This window comes from Pisciglobus halotolerans (genome assembly GCF_900113675.1).
Taxonomy (GTDB): domain Bacteria; phylum Bacillota; class Bacilli; order Lactobacillales; family Carnobacteriaceae; genus Pisciglobus; species Pisciglobus halotolerans.
Map to the genome: position 1 here is coordinate 1 of NZ_FOQE01000026.1, position 22,849 is coordinate 22,849.

The window sequence follows — 22,849 nt, forward strand, 5'->3', positions numbered from 1 at the left end:
TCTATTTCTAACAGTCGGATTTGTTTCTCAAGTTCCTTTACTTGGTTATTTTTCGAAGGTGTAACATCGTTTTTCTTTTTATTTTTGGGCGTTTTCTTTGGCATGTTCGATGGACGTCCTTTCGTTTGAGAGAGCCCATCTATTCCTTCTTCAAGGAATTTCTTCTGCCATCCTTTAATCAATGCAGGGGTAGTCAGTCCCAGTCGGTTGGCTGTTTCTCGATAGGTCAACTCTGTTCTTGAATACAACTCTACCGCATCTAATTTAAATTGAACAGTATAGTCCCTGTTCGTTGTCCGTCTCTGTAACCCTTCTTCACCAAACTCTTGATAAACTTTCACCCAATCACGTACTTGGCCGTAGCTTTTAATGCCATGTTTTTCAGCTAGAGAGGCATATCCGCCAAAACCTTTGATGTACTCCTTCACGACCATTCTTTTAAATTCAAAGCTATATTTAGCCATAAAAAATGACCTCCAAATGTTAGATTTTTGGTCTAACATTTGGGGGTCAGTATAGCTTATAATCTCACAATGCTTTTTTATTTTGCCTCATTTTGCTGCTACTAAAACTTTTTCATACCAAGGTGTGGCCGTATCTTTAATCACTTCGTTTAATTCTTCGATATTTTTCTTACCAGTTTCTTGTAACCATTCTCTTCCAACTTCTTCGCCTTCTGTTGCGAAAGGTGCCACGCCGTTTTTCCAAGTTGCTCGTCCACATAAAACGCCGTTGAAGGTTGAACCGGCATCATGTGCAAACTTCAATGTTTCTTGGAATAGTTGAGCGGTTACGCCAGCACTCAAGAAAATGAAAGGAAGGTGAGTGGCTTCGCTTTGTTCTTTGTAATATTGAGCAGCTTCTTCTTTTGAGTAAACAGCTTCTTCTTCTGAAAAACCTTCGACAAATGCCATGTTGACAGGAACTTCTACTTTTAAAACATCTACATTGTAGCGAGGTTTAGAAAATTCTTTCATGGCTCCAATAACTTTATGTGGTTTAACTTTTGCATATTCTTTTCCTTTGACATCATCGTTATTTGCATCATAAGAAACGATTTCTAAGAAGAATGGAATGTCTTCAGCCATACATTCTGATCCAATGCGTTCCATGTAAACATGCTTGTATTCGTTGATTTTTTCGTCTTCATCCACATCATAATAGAGTAAGAATTTGACTGCATCTGCGCCTGCTTCTTTCAGACGCTTAGCCGACCAGTCTTCCAACAAATCGGGTAAACGTCCAGGTTCGCTCGCATCATATCCTGTTTTTTCGTATGCCAGTAAAAGACCTGCATCTTTGTCTCTGACCTTTGAAGCAGGGATACCGTATTCAGGATCTAACAGAATTGAACTTGAGAAAGGTGTTAATTCTTCAGAGACCAGCTCTTTAAAATGAATGATCCCGCTATCGCCAATGTCTTCTTTACTGCCTTCTGCGATCATTTTTTTCAATGAGCCACGTTGGTCAATAGCCAAAGCACTGATAATGCCATTTTCATTGGATAAGTTTTCTAAAGCTGCTTTTTTATTTGCTGACAAATTTATCATAAATAGAACCTCTATCTTTTTTATTTATTTCTTCAATATAAACTTGATTGAAATAATGATTGAATTTTGTTTTATCAATATAACCTGTTTTTTCTTCCATCGTATTGAGCATTCCAGTGGTCATCGCTGTCTTTAATGTGTCCAGTGGTGATTGATGATGTTTAATGGCAACAGCTAAACCAGCGATAGTAGCATCTCCTGAACCAACAGGATTGGCTACAGGGATAGGTGGAATGTCTACCTTATAGTAGTGCTCTTGCCATTTTACAAATGCTCCATCTTTTCCCATTGAAACAACAATGACTGGAATATCTTCAAATAAAGGATGTTCTAAAACTTCGATCAAATCTAATGTACTTAACTGATTACCTTCTTGGTAAGTCAGTTGTTTTAATTCATCTAGGTTTGGTTTGATCAAATAAGGTTTATGCGGATGATTCAACGCTTCTTTCAAGTAACTTCCTGAAGAATCAAGCAATACTGGAATGTTTTTTTCATAGCACTCATCAAGTAGTCGATTATAAAAAAGAGGATCGATACCATTTGGAAGACTGCCAGAAATGGTTACAACGTCTACTCCATCTAATAAAGAGTGGAAGGTATTCAAAAATGCTTTTTCTTGTGCTGTTGTAATAGTGGGACCGGATTCCAGTATTTCTGTTTGCATGCCTTCATGTAAGATTGCGATACAATTTCTTGATTCTTCTTCTATTTCATAAAAATGATGAGCAATTTGCGTTTCATCCAATTCTTGTTGAATAAAACGACCTAAAAATCCCCCGACAATTCCTGTGGCTAATAAGTCTTCCTCCATTAAGTGGATGACTCGAGATACATTTAATCCTTTTCCACCAGCCGTTTTTGATGTTTCTTTGCAACGATTGACTGCATCTAACTTAAAATCTTTGATAGGGTAAGAAATATCGACAGATGGATTCATTGTTACCGTTAATATCATTTATGAAGGCTCCTTTCTAGTCGTGGTAGTAGCCTTCTTCCCATTTTTCAATCTCTTCATCAAAGAAATGATGATTTCCAGATTGATGATCTTCGTCATTTGCTGCTATCCCATCAATTTTTTGAATCAGCTTTTGATTTTCTTCTGTTGGTTCATATTTTGTATTGATAAAAGTATCTACAATTTCATAGATTAAATTTTTTCCGACGATCATTCCGCCGCAACCAATAACATTCGCATTTAATTCACGCTTAGCATAAGCTGCAGAAGTAACATCTCTGACTAATGCTGAACGTACATCTTTATTTTTATCAGCGGCTGCCGTAATTCCGACTCCAGTACCGCAAATGGTTACGCCTAGGTCAGCTTCTTTTGTATTTACCTTTTCTGCTACTTTTTTACCAAAGATAGGGTAGTGTGTACGAGTGAAATCATAAGTTCCTACATCGATAACTTCATGCCCTTGTTGTTTCAAATGATCTGAGACTGCCATTTTAATATCTGTCACAATGTGGTCGCATCCTATTGCTATTTTCATGTTTTATTCCTCCAATTTTTTATAACATTTTGTTCATCATATCGACACGGACTTGATGTCTACCAGCAGCATAATCTGCGTGAGCAAAAGCGTTTGCTAAAACCAATGCTAATTTTTCGCCTACGATACCTGAACCAATAGAGATGGCTTTGGCATCATTGTGTTCACGTGTCATCCGCGCAGAATTTTCGTCGGTTACATTTGCTGTGATCATACCTTTTACTTTATTGCTGGCCATGAAAGAACCAACGCCATGTTCGTCGATCATGATGCCTTTTTCAGCTTCATTATTTAAAACGGCATGTGTTACATTTAAAGCAGAGTCGACAAAGTCATCTGCGCCTTCAGGAGTAGTGTCTAAAATTTCAAAACCTTGGCTTTCTAAATCAGTTTTAATAACTTCCTTTAAATGATTTCCTTTTTTATCTGCTCCAATTGCTACTTTCATTAAAATTTCCTCCTTATGATTTGGTATCTGTCATAATCGTTGTGTACTTTTTATATTTTTCTAAAATTGCATCATTAACTTTACGATTGGTGATAACTTGATCGATATCAGTTAAACGATAAAACTCATAAAAATCTTCTTTATTAAATTTGTGATAGTCGGCAACAATGAATTTGTTTTGAGCATTGTTAAGGATTAAGTTCTGCATACTACCTTCTTCAACATTAGCTGTGAAGATAGCATCATTACTTATACCATTGACACCAACAAAAGCTTTTCCCACTTTAAGCTTGCTAATGGTTTCATTAGCTATACTACCTACAAAGGCTCCCGTTTTTTTTCGATAACTTCCGCCAACTAAGTAAGTATCAAAGTTTTCGTTTTTCTCTTCTAATAGATTAAAAACCGGCAGACTATTAGTAACGATCCTTAAAGATTTGACATGAATAAACTTCACGATCAGTTCAATTGTTGTTCCTGGTCCCAAAAAAATAGAATCTCCTTCATCAATAAAACGACTTGCTGTTTCCGCTACTGCCAGTTTTTCAGAGATATGGATTTCTTTTTTTTCGATGTGAGAAAGTTCTTCATGACGATAATGGTTAAGACTTTGAGCGCCTCCATGTATACGAATGATCTTTCCTTGATGAGCCAATTCTTCCAGGTCTCGACGTACAGTCATATCAGAAACATTTAACTCTTTAACAATATTCTGTACAGTAACAACACCTGATGTATCTAGAGCTTCTAGAATGGAGGAAAGTCTTTCCTTTTTTAGCACCTCACCACCTCCTAATGTTTACAAACTCAATTTAAAACAAAAACAAACAAAAGTCAACAACAAATAAAATGAAATAAACAATTTAAAAAAATAATAAAAAGCGATTACAAAATGTGTTGACAAAGAATAAATAAAGAATTATACTCGGTTTGTAATTGATTAATTGAAAAATAAAAAAACTGATAATAAACAATTAAGAACAAAAAGAGTCTCGTATTGTTTATTATTGTTTGAAGGAGGAAGGGTTTTAAATGAACTCATTGCAAAATGCTCTGTTTGAAAAAGAAACCGTGTTCATTGAGGACGGAGAGAGTAAGGAAGAAATCTTTAAATCAGTTGCTAAGCAGTTGTTAGGAAAAGGATTAGTAACAGAAGATTTTTTAGACAACCTATTAGAAAGAGAAGAAAATTACCCAACTGGGATTGATTTATCTGTAATTAATCCTAATTTACCAAGTATAGCGATCCCACATACAGAAAGTGGCTTTGTTAAAACGAGAAGAATTATTCCTATAAAGTTAATAAAATCTGTTGAATTTAAAAACATGATCCAACCTGATCAAAAAGTTGAAGCTTCTTTCTTATTTATGATTTTAAACGATTCACCAAATGAACAGGCAAACATGTTAGCGGATATTATGGATTTCTTAAACCAAACAGATTTAGAAGAATTAAAAAGCTTTTTTGAATTAAATGAAGAAAAAGAAATATATAAATTTTTAGCTACAAAATTTTAAAAATTAAAACAAAAATGGAGGAATTTTTTATGGTTAATATTTTAGCAGCATGTGGAGCAGGAGTTAACTCAAGTCATCAAATTAAAAACGCTTTAGAAACGGAATTATCCAAACGGGGTTATCAAGTAAAATGTGATGCAGTTATGGTGAAGGATATCAATAAAAATATGATAGATCACTATGATATATTTGCTCCGATTTCTTCCACTAGTTTAGGATTTGATATTGATATTCCAGTAGTGGATTGTGGGCCAATTTTATATCGTATTCCTGCTATGGCTGAACCAGTATATAAAAAGATGGAAGAAACGATTAAGTCCTTGAATAAATAAAAAGGAGATGCCAAATGAGTACTATTATAGACATAGCGAATACAATATTTGATCCGCTAATTAAGTTAGGCGCTGCGCCTTTAATGACGATAATTTTAACTGTTATTGCTCTATTTTTTAGAGTTAAGTTTTCTGATGCATTAGAAGGTGGTTTAAAATTAGGGATTGCATTAACAGGTATTAGTGCAATTATTAATATCCTAACAACTGCCTTTTCAGGAGCTTTATCCCAATTTGTTGAATCGACTGGTATTTCATTAAATATTACAGACGTTGGCTGGGCACCTCTAGCTACTATTACATGGGGTTCTCCGTACACTTTATTCTTCTTACTTATTATGGTAATTGTTAATATTATTATGCTTCTTTTGAATAAAACAAATACTTTAGACGTTGATATATTTGATATTTGGCATTTATCAATTGTTGGGTTGTTTGCTATTTATGCAGGTGCAAATTTATTAATTGCAACATTATTGGTTGTTTTCATTGGTATTTTGAAGATTATAAACTCTGATTTAATGAAACCAACTTTTAATGATCTGTTGAATGCTCCTGACGAAAATCCAATGACTACAACTCATATGAACTATATGATGAATCCAATTATCATGGTTTTTGATAAAATCTTTGATAAGTTCTTCCCTTGGTTAGATAAATATGACTTTGATGCTGCTAAGTTAAACAGCAAAGTTGGTTTCTGGGGAAGTAAGTTTGCAATTGGGGTTTATTTAGGTATTTTTGTAGGTCTTCTATCACAACAATCTCCGACTCAAATTTTCACTTTGGCATTTACAGCTGCAGTGTGTTTGGAACTTTTCTCTTTGATTGGTTCATGGTTTATTGCTTCTGTAGAACCTCTTTCTCAAGGAATAACAAACTTTGCAAATAAAAAGATGGGTGGTCGTCAATTAAATATTGGATTAGACTGGCCGTTCTTAGCAGGTCGTGCTGAAATTTGGGCAGCTGCAAACGTTCTGGCACCAATTATGTTAATCCTTGCATTGATTTTGCCAGGAAATGGCTTGTTACCTTTAGGTGGCATTATTGCAATGGGGGTTACGCCGGCATTGCTAGTAATTACGCGTGGTAAAGTATTAAGAATGATTGTTATCGGAACAATTGAATTACCGATTTTCCTATGGTCAGGTTCTCTAATGGCTCCTTTTATTACAGAAACGGCTAAAAAAGTAGGAGCATTTCCAGCAGGAATGGATTCTGGAACAATGATTTCTCATACGACTATGGAAGGTCCTGTAGAAAAATTTTTAGCCTACCTAGTTGGTAATGCCTCACAAGGACAGATTGAATTTGTACTATATGCAGGATTAGCTCTTGTTCTATATCTTTTAGCTTTCGTATGGTATGCAAAAGAAATGAAAAAGCGTAATGCTGTGTATGCGGCAGAAAAAGAGGATGTAGAAACTTCTGCTGAAGGCGTTACTTCATCTATATAATAAAAATATTTTATCAAGACATATTAAAAGAGATACACTCTGATTCTTTGATCAAAAGATTAGAGTGTATCTCTTTTTGTTTTTAAATTGTTTAATTAGAATGTACCATTGTATACTCACTATATTTCTTTTCTACTTCTTTATCAATGCTAGAATCTGTGACAATACCAGTAATATCAGTTAAAGAGTAAAATTCATAAAAGTCTTCTTTATTGAATTTATTATGATCCAATACAATATACCTTTCTTGTGAATTATTAAGTACAATCTGTTGAGTCATACCTTCATCAATGTTGGCAGTCATAACGCTATTATTGTCTATGCCATTAACACTAATAAAAGTTTTACCAATTTTCATTTTTTTTAACGTATCGTTTGTGATACTGCCAATAAATGCACCTGTTCTTTTTCGATAACTTCCGCCTGTTAAATAAATTTCATATTCTTCCTCTTTGTTCTGAAAAATATTAAAAACTGGCAAACTATTCGTTACGATGCGAATATCAGGAGAATTAATGTAAGAAGCTAATAATTCGATGGTTGTACCTGGTCCTAAAAAAATAGTGTCATTTTTTTGAATGAATTGTGCAGCGATCTGGGCAGCTTTTTTTTTTTCACTTATATTGATATCTTTTTTTTGAAGATGAGAAAGTTCTTCTGTTTTATAATGAGATAGACTTTGAGCGCCACCATGGATTCTTTTTATTTTTTTTAACTTGTCTAATTCTGATAAATCTCTTCTGATTGTCATATCAGAAACACCTAATTTATTCATAATGTCTTTTACTGTTACGATTCCTTCAGTCTCTAGCATTTCTAGAATTTTTTCAAAACGTTCATTTTTCAGCATGCTATTCACCTCTGAGCAATAGATTTTTTATATAGAAAAAAGAAAATTTAATAGTAGATTTGATGTGAAGTATTACTTTTAATTTCCATTTTATCATAAATCAAATGATTTTTATTTCTACTTTTAAGTAAAAATCCTTCATTTCATTTATTAAAATGAGGATAGTTAAAACTCCTCCATTAGCATCGCTTTCCCTTCTTCCAGTTTTTCATATGACATAACAGTATTGTATTCTAAAACCAAGTTTGGAAGGTGAGGAAGTTTGTGTAAGGCTTTGAGTACAGGGACCCATTCAATCGTACCCTCACCAATAGCGAGATGATTATCGATTGAACCTTTATTATCATTTAGATGAATAGCAAAGAGCAACGGTTGAACAGCGCCTATAACCTTTGGGATGTCCCAATTGTTTAGATGAGCATGTCCAGTGTCCAATACAAGACCGATTGTTTGGTCAAATCGCTGTTGCAACCAGTCTTTTAATTGAATAAATTCCTCTTCGTTAAATAGTTCTTTTCCATTATGCCCACTGTTTTCGACTAATAAAAGTACCTTTTTTTGCTGAGCATAAGCTTGTAATAGGTCTAATTGCTGCAAGAATAGCTTAGCAGCTTTTGTTCGGTCAAAAGTCGAAACGGCCAAGTGACCAGGAGATACGATTAAGTGCTTTGCATCTAAAAGTGTTGCAAAATCAATTGCTTCTTTCATTTTTTCAAAGCTGGCTTGTCTGATCTCAGCATGAAAGCTAGCGAGATTCAAATCAAACATAGGTCCATGAAGAGAGTAGGTCAATGGATAGGTTTTAAACTTTTTAGCCAACAGTTCCAGAGAAGCTGTGTTTTTGCCCCACCATGGACCATCCATAAAAATTTCTACATGTCTTGCACCATGTAAAATGAAGGCCTCAAGATTTTTAAAAGGATCTTTTGTTAATTGAACAAGGCCGGAATAAAAAATAGGGAACATTCATTTCATCCTTTCTACATATTCGTACTTATAGTGTAACGGATAAAATAGCCATAGAGAAAAACTTTTAAAAAATTTTAAAGCAGAAAGGTAATAAGGCGCGCATATTGTAAATGGATTCAATGATTGTTACGATATAGTTGATCAAACTATTTTATGAAGGAGTCTTTAGATGGGACGTTTAGAGAACAAAGTAACAATCATTACTGGAGCAGCCAGTGGTATGGGCGCAGCCATAGCCAAAATGTTTGCAAAAGAAGGCGCCAAAGTTGTGGCAACTGATATTCAAGAAGACAAATTGAATGAAGTGGTATCGGAAATCGAGACAAATGACGGAAAAGCAATTGGTGTTAAACACAATGTAGCTTCTGGAGAAGATTGGGATAAAGTGAAAGAAGCGGCTTTAGATGCTTTTGGTACCGTTGATGTTTTGATCAACAATGCTGGGATTACTGGCGACTATACCAAATCAGCCGAGCTGACAGACGAAGAAGAATGGCAAAAAGTGATCGATATCAATTTGAAAAGTGTTTACTTAGGTGTCAACCGTGTGATTCCTATTATGAAAGAGCATGATGGCGGATCTATTGTCAATATTTCTTCGATCGCCGGATTAGTTGGATCAGGCGGTCCGTTCTCTTATACAGCTTCAAAAGGTGGCGTACGTTTGTTGACTAAAAATATTGCCGTTAATTACGGACCAGATCATATCCGCTGTAACTCTATTCATCCCGGTACGATCAAAACGCCGATGTCGGCTCCTTCTTTATCTGTGCCAGATATTTTGGACAAGATGCTACAGGGCATTCCTTTGAAATATGTGGGAGATGCAGATGACATTGCGTATGCATGTGTGTATTTGGCATCAGACGAATCGAAATATATTACCGGAGCTGAATTAGCAGTCGACGGTGGTTATAGTGCTCAATAAAGTTCAGAATATGTAGAAATCCTGATAGGAAAGCGAAGATGACTTTCCATCAGGATTTTTCTTTTTAAGCGGCTTTTTCCAAATGCAAGTTAAAAGAAGCCAGCGTAGATTGAGTAGGACAGCAAAAGGGTTACCGTTCCAACTGAACGAGCAAAATAAGTTTGAGTAGGACATCAAATCGATTATCGTTCCAACTGAGTAGACAAACTTTATTTGAGTAGGACAGCAAAACGGTTATCATTCCAACTCGAGAGCTCCGACAAGTTTGAGTTTGCAATAAACCATCATTTGTGACAGATAATAGACTCATAATAGATGTAGTGATAAGCGAAAAGAAGAGGCGATAGCGTATTTCAGCCGATGCCTCTTCTTTTTATCTGCTTTTTACTAATAAGTTGATCGCTTCTTGGATCGCTTCCTCTTGTGTAAGGCCATCTTCCATCTCTTGCGAAACGCATTCGACTAAGTTTTCAGCTACGATCAAGCCGATTGCTCGGTCTACGCTTGAGCGGATAGCAGACAGTTGCGTAACCACATCTTTGCAGTCTTTTTCATCCTCGATCATTTTTAACACGCCACGAACTTGTCCTTCTGTACGTTTCAAGCGATTCGTGATTTTGGCGTTGTATTCCATTATTCGGTTTCTCCTCTCCAAGCCGACATGCCGCCCATGATGTTGGTCACATCATAGCCTGCTTGCGATAGCTGTTCACAAGCCATCGTAGAACGTCCGCCTGAGTGGCAAATGACGTGGTAGTGCTTGTTTTTATCTAATGCTTCTGCGGCTTCAGGAAATCCGCTAAGCGGTACATGTGTTGCTCCTGGAATATGACCGGCTGCAAATTCATCAGCTTCTCTCACATCAATGAGATCGACGTTTTCTTTTTTCATTTTTTGTTCAAACTCGGGAATAGACATAGATTGATACATTATTTTACCACCTTTTCTGGTTTGACGGTTGCATATAAACTAAATGCACCATCTAAATTTTTTACGTTAAATCCATTTTGTTTTAAGATCCGTTCAGCGATGTAGCTGCGTAAGCCGCTATGACAGCTGACGATGAGCGAGCGGTCTTTCGGTAATTCCTCCAAACGACCTCTTAACTCATCTAATGGGATATTGATCGAATCTGCTATGCTGCCAGTTTGTTGGTTTTCAGCTGCTGATCGTACATCAACGAGCAGCGCGCCAGCTTCTTGTAGAGATTCTAGCTCGTACCATTGCACGTTATCGGAAAGTCCTTCCACGACGTTCATGGCAGCGTAACCGGCCATATTAACGGGATCTTTGGCAGAGCCAAATGGCGGTGCATAAGTGAATTCTAGCTCTGGCAAGTCAAAGACGGTCATGCCAGCTTTAATGGCAGTAGCTAAAATATCGATTCGTTTATCGATCCCGTCTTCACCGATAGCTTGTGCGCCGTAGATTTCGCCCGTTTTTGGATGGAATAGTAATTTCAGTAGAACAGTCTTAGCGTTTGGAAAGTACCCGGCATGACTTTTGCCTTGGATATGGATACTGTCGTATTCTTTTTCGGCTTGTTTGAGTTGGCGCTCGTTCAAACCTGTGGAAGCTGCGGCCAAATGAAAGACGCGCACGATCGCGGTGCCAATGCTGCCTTTATTGGTACGTTTTAAACCGCTGATGACATCTGCTACTTCTCTGCCTTGGCGATTGGCAGGGGAGGCGAGAGAAATGAGGGCGTCTTCGCCGGTGATCTGCTGTTTGACCACGATCGCATCACCCACTGCATAGATATCTTTTTGGCTGGTTTCATAATGTTCGTTCACTAAAATACCGCCGCGTAAACCTGTTTTGATGCCAGCTTTTTCAGCCAATTCAGAAGCTGGCTGTACACCGACTGAAAGAAGCGTCAAATCGCTTTCCAGTTGTTCGCCATTTTCTAATACTAAAGTTTTGCCTTTGTTTTCAAAAGCTTCCGCTGCCACTCCTGTATAAAGCGTTACGCCGTTTTCTTTTAACGCATTGGCAATAAAAGCAGCCATTTCCTCGTCAAATGGGGGTAAAATATGCGGCGCTTTTTCCACGATTGTGACGTCTAAACCCTTATGAACCAAGCTTTCAGCCATTTCCAAGCCAATAAAGCCGGCGCCGATCACCACAGCTTTTTTCGGCTGATGCTCTTCAAGGTAGGCCGTAATGGCATCTACATCTGGAACCGAGCGTAATGTAAAGACGTTTTCTGCTTCAGTTAAGCCTTTTGCAGGTGGGATAAAGGGTTTAGCGCCAGGCGAAAGGATCAGCTTATCATACGTTAATGTGTAGCTGTCGTCTTTAGTTTGAACCGTTACGACTTTTTGTTCTGGATCAATCGCCACGACTTCATTGTTTGGACGAACATCCAATCTGAAGCGTGCTTCTAATTTTTCAGGTGTTTGAACCAGCAAATTGCTGCGCTCCTCGATCTCACCTGAGACATAATAAGGCAAGCCGCAATTGGCAAAAGAAACATAAGGACCTTTTTCTAAAACAATGATTTCAGCCTCTTCATTCAAACGACGCAAACGAGTAGCTGCAGACATACCGCCTGCGACACCACCAACGATAACGATTTTCATTATGCTTTTCCTCCTCTAACGTTTCCTGTCCAAGCAGACATACCGCCACGGACATTCACGACTTCATAGCCTTGGCTTTTCAGCAACTTAGCTGCTTTTTTACTGCGCATGCCGGATTGGCAAATGACATATACTTTACCTTTAGGGGTATAGGTACTGATTTTTCTAAGCGGTACATTTTTTGCACTGGGAATATGGCCGGCTTTAAATTCATGCGGTTCGCGAACGTCAAGGATTTGAGGACGCTCACTCAATTGGTTTTCTAAATCAGCCGTTTTGATTGACGGAATGCGATTAAAAAACATAAAGTTAGTCCTCCTGATTGGTTAGTTTGCTCGTTAAATAGTTTTGTAAAACTTCTTTAGGGTGATAACCGCTGATTTTTTCGATCGGCTGTCCGTCTTTAAAGAAAATCATCGTAGGAATACTCATAATGCCAAATTGGCTTGCTACTGCTGGATTTTCATCCACATTTAGTTTTGCGATTTCGATTTTACCTTTGAATTCAGCTGCTAGTTCTTCGAGAACGGGTGACAGCATGCGACAAGGCCCGCACCATGGCGCCCAGAAGTCCACAAGTGTCAGTCCTGATTGGATGCCTTGAGAAAAAGTTGTATCAGTTAAGGGTGTACTCATTTTCGTTCCTGCTTTCTATTTCAATTTTGTTAATTTTATGGATGGGAAGACTTTAACAATTCCAATATACCCCTATAGGTATCTTTTGTAAAGAGAAGAACAACTTTTTTATGCCAATTAAAAGTCAAAACCTTAAACTTCTCTTTAGATTTCAAGCAAGTAATTGTTTTTAGCGCATTCTTGTACTATGATTTGAAAGGAATCATGAGACGTACAAAATAAAAAATCATCACTAAAAGGTGGGAAAATATGGAGATCGGAATTGATAAAATCGGCTTTTTTGCACCTCATATGTATGTGGATATGACTAACTTAGCCGTTGCACGCGGGGTAGAACCTGAAAAGTTCACGATTGGAATCGGTCAAAGCCAAATGGCAGTTGCGCCGATCACACAAGATCCTGTCACGTTAGCAGCAAATGCAGCCTTAGAAATATTGGATGAAGAAGACCGAGCACAAATTGATATGGTTTTATTTGGAACAGAATCAGGAATCGACAATTCAAAATCAGCTGCCGTCTATGTGCATCATTTGTTGGGATTGAAAGCAGAAGCACGCGCAGTGGAATTGAAACAAGCCTGCTACGGGGCAACAGCCGGAATCCAATTGGCAAAAGGGCATATTGCTTTGCATCCTGAAAGCAAAGTGCTCGTCTTAGGTTCAGACATTGCGCGCTATGGATTAAAAACATCGGGGGAATCGACTCAAGGAGCCGGAGCAGTAGTGATGGTCATCAGTGCCGCACCGCGGATCTTAGCTTTAGATAATGACAATGCTTTTCTGTCGAATGACATCATGGATTTCTGGCGTCCCATCTATTCTGAGCAAGCTTTTGTGGATGGCAAATTTTCTAATGAACAGTATGTCCATTTCTTTAATGAGGTTTGGAAACAGTACAAAGAAAAAACAGGAAATGATTTGGCAGACTTTGAAGCTATCTGTTTCCATTTGCCTTATACGAAAATGGGCTGGAAAGCTTTGCGAACCGAACTGCCTAACGCCGATGAAAGCACTCAAGAACGTTTGAAAGCTAACTATCAAATAAGCACAGCCTATAACCGCAATATCGGCAACATCTATACGGGCTCTCTTTATTTGAGTTTACTCTCACTTCTAGAGCAAAAAGAAGACTTACAAGCCGGAGCAAAAATCGGCCTCTTCAGCTATGGATCAGGAGCTGTGGGAGAATTCTTCACTGGCACTTTACAGCCGGGATTCCAGCGTATGCTGAAAAAAACGGACCACGAAAACCTCTTTGCAACGAGAAGAGAACTAACCGTAGCCGAATACGAAAAGATTTTTGAAGAAACGCTGCCGAAAGACGGCTCCACTATTGAACTGGACATCGAAAGCGACCCAGCAGCCATTTGCGTCGCTGGCATGCAAGATAACAAACGCTTGTATATCAACAAAGAACACCTCATAGAACAAAAATGAAAAAATCAACATGTTATAGATAATGAATTAAATATTGATAATGTGCCCCATACAAAGCTTCAGCTTCTTCTATAAAAAAGAAACTGAAGCTTTTAATATAAACAGTATCTTTCTTATAGGGTAAACGAAAATAAGCTGAATGCAAGATCTGTAAAGAGGATCGCACGAGGCATCATAAGCGTTCTCTCATAAAGATTTAAAAAAAGCAATATTGGTACAAAAGATGACTTTTTCTAAAAGCTTTTAGATTATACTGTTTTGCCTAGAGCAACTTAGACACGAATAAAAAAGCATTCTTTTGTAAGGGGTCGTAATTGCATGTTATAATTAATTAAGGAGGGATTCTGATGACTACGATTAAAGCTAGAATACAAGGCAATTCTGTTATGATCACGATTCCAAGTTCTTTAGGAGTTAAAGAAGGGGAAGAATTCTTTTTTATCAAAAAAGACAACGGAGCCATTACGATGATTCCTAAAATAGAGGATCCATTTGAAAACGCTCAAGATGGAGAGTTTTATACTCCTGAAGAGAATGTAGATTATCTTCCAGCTGAAGGAGAAATAGATGACTTATAAACCGAAGCAAAGGGACATTATCATTATTGATTTTGCACCGTCTAAAGAATATGAGATCAATAAAAGACGACCTGCACTTGTAATGAGCAGCGATAATTATAACCGCGCTACGAATCTTGTTATCGTTTGTCCGATTACCACAACAGAAAAAGATAGACCTTTTTTTGTTCCAATTTCTTCAAGCAAGCTGCATGCTAATGGTACCGTTGTTAGCAAAGTGAATACCAATCAAGTGTTTTCGTTGGATTATACTGAAAAGGCAAAACGGAATATTCAATTTGTAGATAGATTAGAAGAAGAAAGCTTCTATCCGATTGTCCAAATGTTTATGCATAACTTTTCTTTTAAGATTTAGTCTTCTTCAGTGATTACTATTCTCAGTCGGATGGTCATAGTGATGGCCATCCTTTTAGTTTTCTCACACCTAACATGATCGCTTCATCTAGATTTGTAAAGAAGCTGAACTCTTCTACAGGAGAAAATGACTCACTTTCCTGCTCTATAAAATACTGCCGCTTCACGTTCGTGCGGATGATGAGCTTATCCAACTGCTTCGACCATATATGATTGATATTTTCTGTACATTTTCGTAGATCATGAAGCAAGTGGTTACTGCATTCCACATTATCGTAGTTGAAAAGGTTATTGGAGTTCACTTTATTTTGGTCATGCATGACGATTGTTTCAGGCAACAGTAACGCTCATTTTCTTCGTTTTATAAATTGGAGTAAAAAGCCAGCTTTTAGGCTGTTTTGTGACAATTTTATTTTTTCAGAAAGTTTCTGAAAGCAAAGCATTTCTTTTTTTACAAAGATAGTGTATGATACATTTGTGAAAATAATCATTTGTAAAAAAGAAATTGGAGATGAAATAAGTGCAACGAAAAGCGAGCGAGACGATTGTTGGCAATGGCAAAAATATGGTGGAAGGTTTTTCTACTGGAATGATGGGCGACATTGAAAAAAGTATCATGAAGAAAGCTGAGTTGTTTGATAGCAGTATCGGGCGCTATATGATGCGTGCTATGTTGGCTTGTTTCTACTTGACGCTTGGGACAGGAATCGCCGTTGGTTTGGCAGATTTCACGGAACAATTAGCTCCTGGTTGGGGAAAAATCGGTTATTCCTTTATGTTTACTTGGTCCTTGGTGATGATCATTTATTTGAATGCTGAGCTGGGTACGTCTAACATGATGTATATGACGACTGCTGTTCATCGCAAAATCTTGCCTTGGAAAAAAGCGTTGGCTATTTTGGGTACTTGTATTCTTTTCAATGCAGTGGGTGCCGTCGTGATTAGTTGGGTACTTTCTTATACTGGCGTTTTCCATCAAGTATCAACGGATCACTTTTTAGTAACCGCTGTTGCAGGCAAATTGGCCAAAGCTCCCTTACAGATTTTTGTAGAAGGGATCTTTGCAAATATGATCGTAAACATTGCTTTTTATGTAACGATGCGGATGAAAGATGACGCTGGGAAAGTATTAGCCATTGTATTTTTGATCTTTATTTTTGCTTTTCTTGGTTTTGAACACGTCATCGCAAACTTTTCTTCTTTCTCATTAGCTTTCTTTGCTAGCGGTGGACATGTCCCTGGCATGACAGTTGGTGCTGTCGTGACCAATATTGTATTGGCAACATTAGGAAACTATGTCGGCGGTGGGTTAGTGATGGGACTGAACTACTCTTGGTTGAATAACGGTAAAACAAGTTACGTGGATTAAAAAACGAAAACCTCAAGATGAATCGTTTGAAAGAACGACGAATCTTGAGGTTTTTTTGTAGGAAAAAAGATTCAGCTTATTTAGCACTGCAATGAACACAACAAACTATAAATGAATGCTACTGAAACAGATCCTGCAGTTGTTTCTGTTTTTTCTGTCCTATGCGTGAAGGGAACCAAGCGGATTTAAGGAGCCAGTAGTATCCTGAGGCTTGAGCTTGATTGATATCATGAATTTTAATGAAAAGATACAAAGCGAGCGAAGCGAGACTTTGCATCATTAAAAGTCTTTTAGCTTTCTCCTATGAGGTTGGGACCGATTCGCTGCAAAATGGCAGAGTAGCCGATCCTGTGAACGAGTTGAAAATTATACGCACTGAACTTGATCACAGAAGCCAGGTCTGTGAACGAGTTGAAGATTTTATGCACTGAACTTGATCATAGAAGCCAGGTCTGTGAACGAGTTGAAGATTATACGCACTGAACTTGATCACAGAAGCTAGGCCTGTGAACAAGTTGCAGATTATACGCACTAAACTTGATCACAGAAGCTAGGTCTGTGAACGAGTTGCAGGTTTTCCATTCTGAACTTGATCACAGAAGCTAGGCCTGTGAACGAGTTGCAGCACAATAGTATTCAACTGATGCCGCTAAACATAATAGACATGATTTAATACATTAAACGAACATGGATCAGATCAAGTCCAGCTGTTCTATGTGGCGGATGAGAGATTGCAAAAATTGTTCTTTTAATTTATCTTGGTGGATCTTAGAAGGGTAAATCAGACGAACAGGTGCTTTTTCATTATAAACTTTCAGTACTTGAAATTCTCCGGGTGCAAAATAACCTTCACTTGTAATCCCCAAACAAAGATTTTCCTTTGTACCCTTGTTCAGCATATCATCACCTTCGACATGGATCACGTTTTGATAGCTATTGTTGTCTCTTAAGACGTAATTGAAGATGAGGCTCGCTTTTTTGTCGATCAAAATAGGAAGATTTTCCAATGTTTCGTCATGCTGTTTTACTTTCTTGACAGTCTCTTCTGATGCAATCAAAACAAGGCTTTCTCGCTTGACGAGCAAACTTTCAAAGGAAGGCGGGACAAAACGATCGGCGACGATTCCAATATCTAATGAATAATCTTTCAGCTGATCAATCGTTTCATCGCCTGTTCTGTGCAAGAGGTCGAATTGGTAATGCGGATGCTGCTGTTGGTAATGAATCACTTTTGAGACTACCATTTCAGATAAATATCGTTCCATCCCGCCGATTCGGATTTTTGTAGTGGCTTCAAGAGCTGAATGAACCTTCAAGTTGAATTCGTCAAAATGAACGAGGGCTTCTATGGCATAGTTATAAGTCAACTCGCCGATCGGTGTCAGACCTTTAGACAATATGCCTTCGTTGATCAGCGGCGCACCAACTTCTCGTTCCAGCTCGCTGATGTGTTTGCTCACCGTTGACGGACTATAGTTCAGCAGCTTGGCAGCGGATGTAAAAGAACCGCAGTCGATCGATGTTTTAAATGTTTGCAGTAGTTTCAAATTAAACATATGGCGCCTCCAAGATATATGTTCGAGTTTAGGAAAATCATTTTTCGAAAATGGAAAGTTTTGAAAGTGTTTTCTGATTTACTATTATAACAGAAAGGGGAGTGAAACAATGGTAAAAAAGAAAAAAGTGCCTTCTTCTTATACGATTTTATTTAGTATTATTTTTGTGATGGCTTTGCTGACTTGGATCGTTCCTGCTGGTGCTTATCAAGTGGATGATGCCAATCAATTGATTCCTGGTACTTATCATACGATCGAACAAAATCAACAAGGGATCTGGGACGTTCTCAAAGCGCCAGTCATTGGGATGCTAGGGGATGAAGAGACATCAGCTGCCATGCCTGTTTCTTTATTCATATTGGTGATCGGCGGGTTCTTAGGTGTGGTCAATGCGACGCGCTCGCTTGATGCCGGGATCGGTTCGATCGTAGAGAAACATAAAGGAAAAGAGAAAAGTCTCATCATTATTTTGATGATTTTATTTTCACTAGGCGGAACCACTTTTGGGATGTCTGAAGAAACATTGGCTTTTTACCCACTTTTATTACCCATTATGTATAGTATCGGATTAGATAGTCTGGTAGCCGTTGGGATTATTTTGATTGGGACGACAGTAGGGGTGCTGGCTTCGACGGTAAATCCATTTGCGACAGGTGTGGCTTCGCAAGCAGCAGGTATTTCACCAGGTCAAGGGATTTTCTGGCGAATCGTCTTGTGGGTCATTTTGACGGCTGTTGGGATCATGTATGTCTATTCTTACGCGAGCAAGATCGAAAAGGATACGTCTAAGTCTTTAGTGTATGATCATCGAGAGCAAGACTTGAAAGATTTCCAAATGGTCGAGACAGAGTCCATGAATAAAAACCAGAAAAAAGTTATCAGCCTTTTTATTGGGACCTTTATCATTATGATCTTGGCTTGATTCCATGGGAAAGTATCAATGCTAACTTGACGCTTTTCTCTTCTTTGAACAAAGCTATACTGGGGATTCCTGTGATTGGAAAAATCATCGGCTCAGATTTGCCGCCATTAGGAGAGTGGTACTTTACAGAAATCACGATTTTATTTATGGCGATGTCGGTCGTGATCGGTTATACCTACAAAATGGATGAAAATACGATCGTTCGTCATTTTGTCGCTGGTGCAAAGGATATGATCCAAGTTGCTTTGATCGTAGCAGTTGCAAGAGGGATCCAAGTGATCATGAATGACGGGAATATCACAGCAACGATTTTGCACTTAGGAGAACAGTATCTAAGCCAATTACCGCCCGTTTTATTCTCGATCTTGACCTATATTTTCTATATTCCAATGACTTTCTTGATCTATTCGACCTCAGGACTGGCTTCAGCTACCATGGGCGTTATGAGCAGCATGGCGGAATTCGTTCATGTGCCTAAAGATATTATCATTACGGCTTTCCAAGCTGGTTCTGGTACGATGAACTTAGTTAGTCCAACTTCAGCGATCATGCTTGGGGTCTTAGGCATTGCTCATATCGACTATGCCGTCTGGTTGAAATTTACAGCTAAGTTATTGGTGAGCATGTTTATTGTCGTCGTCGCCGTTTTATCTTTGGCTACACTATTTGTCTAAAAAAGAAAGGAAGGATTTTTAATGAGCACGTTAAGAGAAACTTACCTGACTGATATCCAAAAAAATGCTGAAACAGCTTATCATTTGAACCATTACTTGGCGCATCATCCAGAAATTTCTGGACAAGAATACAATTCCGTTAAAAAAATAACGGAGATACTGAGAGATAAAGGGATCGAAGTAGAAGACAAATTAGCAGGGATTGATACGAGTTTCATCGCCCATATCACTGAAAGCAGCAAAGGCCAACCCAAATTCGGTATCTTGATGGAGTATGATGCTTTGCCAGGAATCGGTCATGCTTGCGGTCATAGTGCGAGCGGCAGCTTAAGTTTATTGACAGCTTTAACACTTTGGGAAATGAAAGACCAATTTGAAGCAACGGTTGATTTGATCGGAACGCCTAATGAAGAAACAAAAGGCGATAAGATCACTTTAGCTGATGCCGGGGTATTTGATGATTATGACTTTGTGATGATGATCCATATGAATTCTAATGAAACTTGGCCTTCTTGTCATTTTCTTGCTTTAAGCGAAATCAAAGTTCAATTTGAAGGGAAGCCTGCCCATGCAGCTGCAGCACCTTGGGATGGACGTAATGCTTTGAATGCAGCTCATTTGACTTGCCAAGCCATTGATATGCTGCGGCAGCAGTTGAAACCCGATACACGCGTTTCTTATATCATTACAGAAGGCGGCACAGCTTCGAATGTCATTCCAGAAAAAGCAGAAATGATCATCAATATGCGGAATAATAAAAAAGCTGAGCTGCATCAAACCTTTGATAAGGTGATGAATTGCATCAAAGGTGCGGCGATCGCGACTGGGACAGAATACAAGACTGAAAAAACCGGTGAAGATTTCGACGACATGAATATCAATCAAACAGGAACGAAAGCAATCACAGAAATCATGGATTCGATCGATTTGCCACACACGGAAGAACCGCTTGGACAAGCAACTGGCAGCTCTGATATCGGAAATGTCAGCTATGTCTGCCCAGCCTTTCACCCAATGATGGCCATTTCTGATCACTACTTTGCGTTGCATACAAAAGAGGTAGCTGACATTATGAAATCTGATGCCATCAACCAAGTGATCCTTAATGGTGCTGAAGTGATTGGCTTGTTTATTCTAAAAGCTATCGATGAGCCTGACCTTCTGCAAGAAATCAAACAAGAATTTAAGAAATCAGTTGCTCAATAGTTGAGTTTTATAAAATGATAGACTTTAACAAATAATGATGATCGAGCAGAAAAGGTATTGTTAATTAAAGCATGGAAGCAGAGAACTTTAGAGGAGTTTTCTGCTTTTTTGATAGGTGAGATTTTTTTGAAAATGTAACGGCAGGTAAAAAAAGCCAGTACTGCTTTTAAAATAGTAGCGCATTTGAAATGAAGTGAGAGTGTAAAAGTCTGAAAAAATTACAATGGCGGGAAAAGACTCCAAAAGATTCAAAGAGGTCACAAATCTCGCTGTGCTCGCTTTGTAATATTTTGGTAAAACCTTCATAGCCTATTCAGGATGGGTGCTGTGTCCAACTCGTCAACAGGGTGTGTGTCTGTGAACAAGTTGAAGGCGCAAAGAGAGCCAACTCGTCTACAGGAGGCAAGTCTGTGAACAAGTTGAAGGCGCAAAGAGAGTGAACTCGTCAACAGGAAGCGTGTCTGTGAACAAGTTGAAGCCAGAAAGAGAGCCAACTCGTCAACAGGAGAGGTGTCTGTGAACAAGTTGAAGCCAAAAAGAGCACCAACTTGGCTTATGTAAAGGCAAGCTGATGCGCATGTTAATGTTGAGCTGATTGGCGGATAGCGGCTAGTAGTTGTTCGGCCGTTGCGGTGTTCATGTTTTTAGCTTTTTTCAATTGCTGTGTGACTTGGTCGATTTCTTTTCCTTGGGCGCCAACATTGATGGCCAATGAGCGAGCGTGCAATCCCATGTGACCTTTTTGAATGCCTTCTGTGACCAATGCTTTGAGTGCTGAAAAATTTTGTGCGAGCCCCACAGAAACGATAACAGCTTCCAATTCTTGAGCGGATACGTAGTTTAATAGGCGTTTGGTAAATTGAGCTGCTGGGTGGATCCCGATTGAGCCGCCAACTGTTCCGACTGGCAAAGGCAAAGTTAGTTCTCCCAGCAAATCTCCGTTATCTGCTTTTGACCAAGTTGCCAAGCTGCGATATTGGCCATCTTTGGCTGCATATGCATGAGCGCCGGCTTCAATGGCGCGCCAATCATTTCCAGAAGCCAGAACTACGGCGTCAATACCGTTCATAATGCCTTTGTTATGTGTAACGGCTCGATAAGGATCGACATAGGCAAACTGGAAAGCCTCGATCAACCGATCCCGAACGTCTGCTCCAGAGAACTGTCCTCTTTTCAGCAAATGGGCCGGGATGCGGCAAGTAGCTGTTGCCAAGCATTCTATTGCGTAATTGGATAAGATCCCCATCAAGACAGTGCCACCCGTCAGTTCTTCCAATTCGTCTCGAATGCCTTCCATCATGGTGTTCACAATGTTGGCACCCATTGCTTCTAACGTTTCGATCTGTAGTTGCACAACTAAAAAATCAGGAGAATCAATCGTTGCATCAGCAGGCAACAGTCGAACTTCTAATGCTTTGGCGCCGCCGCCTCGTTTGACGATCGAAGGATGTGCTCTGTTGGCAAGTTGCAGGATAGCTGCTTTATTAGCCAGCACCATTTTCTCTGCAGCTGCTAAATCTGGCAGATCTTTTAATGCTATTTGGCCAATCATTCGCCGTTTGCTGATAGTGGTGTGAAAACCGCCTGCTGCCCCAATGACCTTGGCGGCTGCACTGGCAGCTGCGATGACAGAAGGCTCTTCCATTGCCATAGGAACCACATATTCTTTGCCGTCAATGAGAAATCCAGGTGCGACCCCATAAGGCAGTTCATATTTGGCTAATTGATTTTCGATCATGTTTTCTGCCGCTTCATCAGGCAAAGAGAGTCCCTCTTTTAACATTTGAGCATCTGCTGCTGAAATCACGCCTGCTTGTTGCAAGGCTTGTATTTTTTCATTGCGTGTTTTCTTATAAAATTGCTTTAAATAAGACGTATCCATGTTAGGTTCCTTTCATTCATTGTTCGTAACCAAAGTGTATCATAACTGGTAAGCATCCGGGTAGTTTTAATAAAGTAGATTTGAAAGACAGATAGGGATCATCAT

At 38.7% G+C, this 22,849-nt stretch carries 25 protein-coding genes and 1 pseudogene; 10 read left to right on the forward strand and 16 right to left on the reverse strand.

Annotated features, from left to right (window positions below; translation table 11 throughout):
• The 6 genes from BM057_RS08405 to BM057_RS08430 all read right to left on the reverse strand — a co-directional run.
• Positions 1 to 464: helix-turn-helix domain-containing protein (locus BM057_RS08405; protein ID WP_177186213.1), on the reverse strand; the 464-nt coding region annotated here is incomplete at its 3' end.
• An 87-nt stretch (positions 465 to 551) separates the two neighbouring features.
• Positions 552 to 1,550 (reverse strand): tagatose-bisphosphate aldolase, encoded by a 999-nt coding sequence (gene lacD, locus BM057_RS08410; protein ID WP_092092899.1) that lies wholly within the window; start codon positions 1,548 to 1,550, stop codon positions 552 to 554.
• Positions 1,528 to 2,508 (reverse strand): hexose kinase, encoded by a 981-nt coding sequence (locus BM057_RS08415; RefSeq protein WP_092092902.1) that lies wholly within the window; start codon positions 2,506 to 2,508, stop codon positions 1,528 to 1,530. The genes lacD and BM057_RS08415 overlap by 23 nt, the downstream gene beginning before the upstream one ends.
• Before the next feature lie 16 nt (positions 2,509 to 2,524).
• Positions 2,525 to 3,046: a galactose-6-phosphate isomerase subunit LacB gene (gene lacB / locus BM057_RS08420; RefSeq protein ID WP_092092904.1), complete on the reverse strand. Its 522-nt coding sequence runs from the start codon at positions 3,044 to 3,046 to the stop codon at positions 2,525 to 2,527.
• A 19-nt stretch (positions 3,047 to 3,065) separates the two neighbouring features.
• The gene (gene lacA, locus BM057_RS08425) at positions 3,066 to 3,494 is read right to left on the reverse strand and encodes a galactose-6-phosphate isomerase subunit LacA (RefSeq protein ID WP_047391016.1); all 429 of its coding nucleotides are present in this window, start codon (positions 3,492 to 3,494) and stop codon (positions 3,066 to 3,068) included.
• 13 nt (positions 3,495 to 3,507) lie between these two features.
• Positions 3,508 to 4,275 (reverse strand): DeoR/GlpR family DNA-binding transcription regulator, encoded by a 768-nt coding sequence (locus tag BM057_RS08430; RefSeq protein WP_047391017.1) that lies wholly within the window; start codon positions 4,273 to 4,275, stop codon positions 3,508 to 3,510.
• Between the two features lie 251 nt (positions 4,276 to 4,526).
• On the opposite strand from BM057_RS08430, the gene BM057_RS08435 reads away from it, so the two are divergent.
• From BM057_RS08435 to BM057_RS08445, 3 genes are read left to right on the forward strand one after another with little or no spacing between them, the layout of a single operon-like run.
• A complete protein-coding gene (locus tag BM057_RS08435) occupies positions 4,527 to 5,012 on the forward strand; it encodes a PTS sugar transporter subunit IIA (RefSeq protein ID WP_092092908.1) in 486 nt (161 codons plus the stop codon).
• A 29-nt stretch (positions 5,013 to 5,041) separates the two neighbouring features.
• Positions 5,042 to 5,344, forward strand: a complete 303-nt coding sequence (locus BM057_RS08440; protein ID WP_092092910.1) for a PTS sugar transporter subunit IIB — start codon at positions 5,042 to 5,044, stop codon at positions 5,342 to 5,344.
• A gap of 14 nt (positions 5,345 to 5,358) precedes the next feature.
• Entirely contained in the window at positions 5,359 to 6,801 is a 1,443-nt protein-coding gene (locus BM057_RS08445) for a PTS galactitol transporter subunit IIC (protein ID WP_092092913.1), read from the forward strand.
• 91 nt (positions 6,802 to 6,892) lie between these two features.
• Here BM057_RS08445 and BM057_RS08450 read toward each other — a convergent pair whose 3' ends face one another.
• On the reverse strand, positions 6,893 to 7,651 hold the full coding sequence (locus tag BM057_RS08450; RefSeq protein ID WP_092092915.1) for a DeoR/GlpR family DNA-binding transcription regulator: 759 nt from the start codon (positions 7,649 to 7,651) through the stop codon (positions 6,893 to 6,895).
• A 165-nt stretch (positions 7,652 to 7,816) separates the two neighbouring features.
• Entirely contained in the window at positions 7,817 to 8,617 is an 801-nt protein-coding gene (locus BM057_RS08455) for a sugar phosphate isomerase/epimerase family protein (protein WP_092092917.1), read from the reverse strand.
• A gap of 172 nt (positions 8,618 to 8,789) precedes the next feature.
• Between BM057_RS08455 and BM057_RS08460 the strand changes: the two genes are divergently transcribed.
• A complete protein-coding gene (locus BM057_RS08460; protein WP_092092919.1) occupies positions 8,790 to 9,548 on the forward strand; it encodes an SDR family NAD(P)-dependent oxidoreductase in 759 nt (252 codons plus the stop codon).
• Between the two features lie 373 nt (positions 9,549 to 9,921).
• Here BM057_RS08460 and BM057_RS08465 read toward each other — a convergent pair whose 3' ends face one another.
• The 5 genes from BM057_RS08465 to trxA are packed head-to-tail and all read right to left on the reverse strand — an operon-like array spanning position 9,922 to position 12,766.
• Complete coding sequence (locus tag BM057_RS08465; protein WP_047391172.1) at positions 9,922 to 10,182, reverse strand: metal-sensitive transcriptional regulator; 261 nt, start codon at positions 10,180 to 10,182, stop codon at positions 9,922 to 9,924.
• Entirely contained in the window at positions 10,182 to 10,478 is a 297-nt protein-coding gene (locus tag BM057_RS08470; RefSeq protein WP_092092922.1) for a rhodanese-like domain-containing protein, read from the reverse strand. Before BM057_RS08470 ends, BM057_RS08465 begins: the two co-directional genes overlap by 1 nt.
• On the reverse strand, positions 10,478 to 12,130 hold the full coding sequence (locus BM057_RS08475) for an FAD-dependent oxidoreductase (protein WP_092092924.1): 1,653 nt from the start codon (positions 12,128 to 12,130) through the stop codon (positions 10,478 to 10,480). Before BM057_RS08475 ends, BM057_RS08470 begins: the two co-directional genes overlap by 1 nt.
• Positions 12,130 to 12,435, reverse strand: a complete 306-nt coding sequence (locus BM057_RS08480) for a rhodanese-like domain-containing protein (RefSeq protein ID WP_092092927.1) — start codon at positions 12,433 to 12,435, stop codon at positions 12,130 to 12,132. The genes BM057_RS08475 and BM057_RS08480 overlap by 1 nt, the downstream gene beginning before the upstream one ends.
• 4 nt (positions 12,436 to 12,439) lie before the next feature.
• Entirely contained in the window at positions 12,440 to 12,766 is a 327-nt protein-coding gene (gene trxA, locus BM057_RS08485) for a thioredoxin (protein WP_092092929.1), read from the reverse strand.
• Positions 12,767 to 13,015: 249 nt separating this feature from the next.
• Between trxA and BM057_RS08490 the strand changes: the two genes are divergently transcribed.
• From BM057_RS08490 to BM057_RS08500, 3 genes are all read left to right on the forward strand, one after another.
• Positions 13,016 to 14,203, forward strand: a complete 1,188-nt coding sequence (locus BM057_RS08490) for a hydroxymethylglutaryl-CoA synthase (protein ID WP_092092932.1) — start codon at positions 13,016 to 13,018, stop codon at positions 14,201 to 14,203.
• A 347-nt stretch (positions 14,204 to 14,550) separates the two neighbouring features.
• Positions 14,551 to 14,781, forward strand: coding sequence for a type II toxin-antitoxin system PemI/MazE family antitoxin (gene mazE, locus BM057_RS08495; RefSeq protein ID WP_092092934.1), 231 nt, complete (start codon positions 14,551 to 14,553; stop codon positions 14,779 to 14,781).
• Complete coding sequence (locus BM057_RS08500; protein WP_092092937.1) at positions 14,771 to 15,136, forward strand: type II toxin-antitoxin system PemK/MazF family toxin; 366 nt, start codon at positions 14,771 to 14,773, stop codon at positions 15,134 to 15,136. Before mazE ends, BM057_RS08500 begins: the two co-directional genes overlap by 11 nt.
• Positions 15,137 to 15,170: 34 nt before the next feature.
• Here the strand turns inward: BM057_RS08500 and BM057_RS08505 are convergent, their stop codons facing one another.
• Positions 15,171 to 15,473, reverse strand: coding sequence for a hypothetical protein (locus BM057_RS08505; protein ID WP_092092940.1), 303 nt, complete (start codon positions 15,471 to 15,473; stop codon positions 15,171 to 15,173).
• A gap of 227 nt (positions 15,474 to 15,700) precedes the next feature.
• On the opposite strand from BM057_RS08505, the gene BM057_RS08510 reads away from it, so the two are divergent.
• Entirely contained in the window at positions 15,701 to 16,504 is an 804-nt protein-coding gene (locus tag BM057_RS08510; protein ID WP_218147460.1) for a formate/nitrite transporter family protein, read from the forward strand.
• A 692-nt stretch (positions 16,505 to 17,196) separates the two neighbouring features.
• Here the strand turns inward: BM057_RS08510 and BM057_RS08515 are convergent.
• Positions 17,197 to 18,060 carry a LysR family transcriptional regulator gene (locus BM057_RS08515; RefSeq protein WP_092092942.1) on the reverse strand — a complete coding sequence of 288 codons (864 nt, stop codon included), beginning with the start codon at positions 18,058 to 18,060 and terminating at the stop codon, positions 17,197 to 17,199.
• A gap of 109 nt (positions 18,061 to 18,169) precedes the next feature.
• Between BM057_RS08515 and BM057_RS08520 the strand changes: the two are divergent.
• Positions 18,170 to 19,656: pseudogene (locus BM057_RS08520) on the forward strand (YfcC family protein).
• A gap of 21 nt (positions 19,657 to 19,677) precedes the next feature.
• Positions 19,678 to 20,862 (forward strand): amidohydrolase, encoded by a 1,185-nt coding sequence (locus tag BM057_RS08525; protein ID WP_092092944.1) that lies wholly within the window; start codon positions 19,678 to 19,680, stop codon positions 20,860 to 20,862.
• A gap of 580 nt (positions 20,863 to 21,442) precedes the next feature.
• On the opposite strand, the gene BM057_RS08530 is transcribed toward BM057_RS08525, so the two are convergent.
• A complete protein-coding gene (locus BM057_RS08530; RefSeq protein WP_092092947.1) occupies positions 21,443 to 22,744 on the reverse strand; it encodes a hydroxymethylglutaryl-CoA reductase, degradative in 1,302 nt (433 codons plus the stop codon).
• Positions 22,745 to 22,849: the final 105 nt, after the last annotated feature.

Excerpts from the sequence above, each read along its gene's own strand:
- BM057_RS08415 (WP_092092902.1), bottom strand. The coding sequence starts at position 2,508 with ATGATATTAACGGTAACAATGAATCCATCTGTCGATATTTCTTACCCT.
- BM057_RS08435 (WP_092092908.1), top strand. The coding sequence starts at position 4,527 with ATGAACTCATTGCAAAATGCTCTGTTTGAAAAAGAAACCGTGTTCATT.
- BM057_RS08455 (WP_092092917.1), bottom strand. The coding sequence starts at position 8,617 with ATGTTCCCTATTTTTTATTCCGGCCTTGTTCAATTAACAAAAGATCCT.
- BM057_RS08515 (WP_092092942.1), bottom strand. The coding sequence starts at position 18,060 with ATGTTTAATTTGAAACTACTGCAAACATTTAAAACATCGATCGACTGC.
- BM057_RS08445 (WP_092092913.1), top strand. The coding sequence starts at position 5,359 with ATGAGTACTATTATAGACATAGCGAATACAATATTTGATCCGCTAATT.
- lacA (WP_047391016.1), bottom strand. The coding sequence starts at position 3,494 with ATGAAAGTAGCAATTGGAGCAGATAAAAAAGGAAATCATTTAAAGGAA.
- BM057_RS08465 (WP_047391172.1), bottom strand. The coding sequence starts at position 10,182 with ATGGAATACAACGCCAAAATCACGAATCGCTTGAAACGTACAGAAGGA.
- BM057_RS08490 (WP_092092932.1), top strand. The coding sequence starts at position 13,016 with ATGGAGATCGGAATTGATAAAATCGGCTTTTTTGCACCTCATATGTAT.
- mazE (WP_092092934.1), top strand. The coding sequence starts at position 14,551 with ATGACTACGATTAAAGCTAGAATACAAGGCAATTCTGTTATGATCACG.
- BM057_RS08440 (WP_092092910.1), top strand. The coding sequence starts at position 5,042 with ATGGTTAATATTTTAGCAGCATGTGGAGCAGGAGTTAACTCAAGTCAT.
- BM057_RS08510 (WP_218147460.1), top strand. The coding sequence starts at position 15,701 with ATGGTGGAAGGTTTTTCTACTGGAATGATGGGCGACATTGAAAAAAGT.
- lacD (WP_092092899.1), bottom strand. The coding sequence starts at position 1,550 with ATGATAAATTTGTCAGCAAATAAAAAAGCAGCTTTAGAAAACTTATCC.
- BM057_RS08525 (WP_092092944.1), top strand. The coding sequence starts at position 19,678 with ATGAGCACGTTAAGAGAAACTTACCTGACTGATATCCAAAAAAATGCT.
- BM057_RS08500 (WP_092092937.1), top strand. The coding sequence starts at position 14,771 with ATGACTTATAAACCGAAGCAAAGGGACATTATCATTATTGATTTTGCA.
- lacB (WP_092092904.1), bottom strand. The coding sequence starts at position 3,046 with ATGAAAATAGCAATAGGATGCGACCACATTGTGACAGATATTAAAATG.
- BM057_RS08475 (WP_092092924.1), bottom strand. The coding sequence starts at position 12,130 with ATGAAAATCGTTATCGTTGGTGGTGTCGCAGGCGGTATGTCTGCAGCT.
- BM057_RS08530 (WP_092092947.1), bottom strand. The coding sequence starts at position 22,744 with ATGGATACGTCTTATTTAAAGCAATTTTATAAGAAAACACGCAATGAA.
- BM057_RS08450 (WP_092092915.1), bottom strand. The coding sequence starts at position 7,651 with ATGCTGAAAAATGAACGTTTTGAAAAAATTCTAGAAATGCTAGAGACT.
- BM057_RS08460 (WP_092092919.1), top strand. The coding sequence starts at position 8,790 with ATGGGACGTTTAGAGAACAAAGTAACAATCATTACTGGAGCAGCCAGT.
- BM057_RS08470 (WP_092092922.1), bottom strand. The coding sequence starts at position 10,478 with ATGTATCAATCTATGTCTATTCCCGAGTTTGAACAAAAAATGAAAAAA.
- trxA (WP_092092929.1), bottom strand. The coding sequence starts at position 12,766 with ATGAGTACACCCTTAACTGATACAACTTTTTCTCAAGGCATCCAATCA.
- BM057_RS08480 (WP_092092927.1), bottom strand. The coding sequence starts at position 12,435 with ATGTTTTTTAATCGCATTCCGTCAATCAAAACGGCTGATTTAGAAAAC.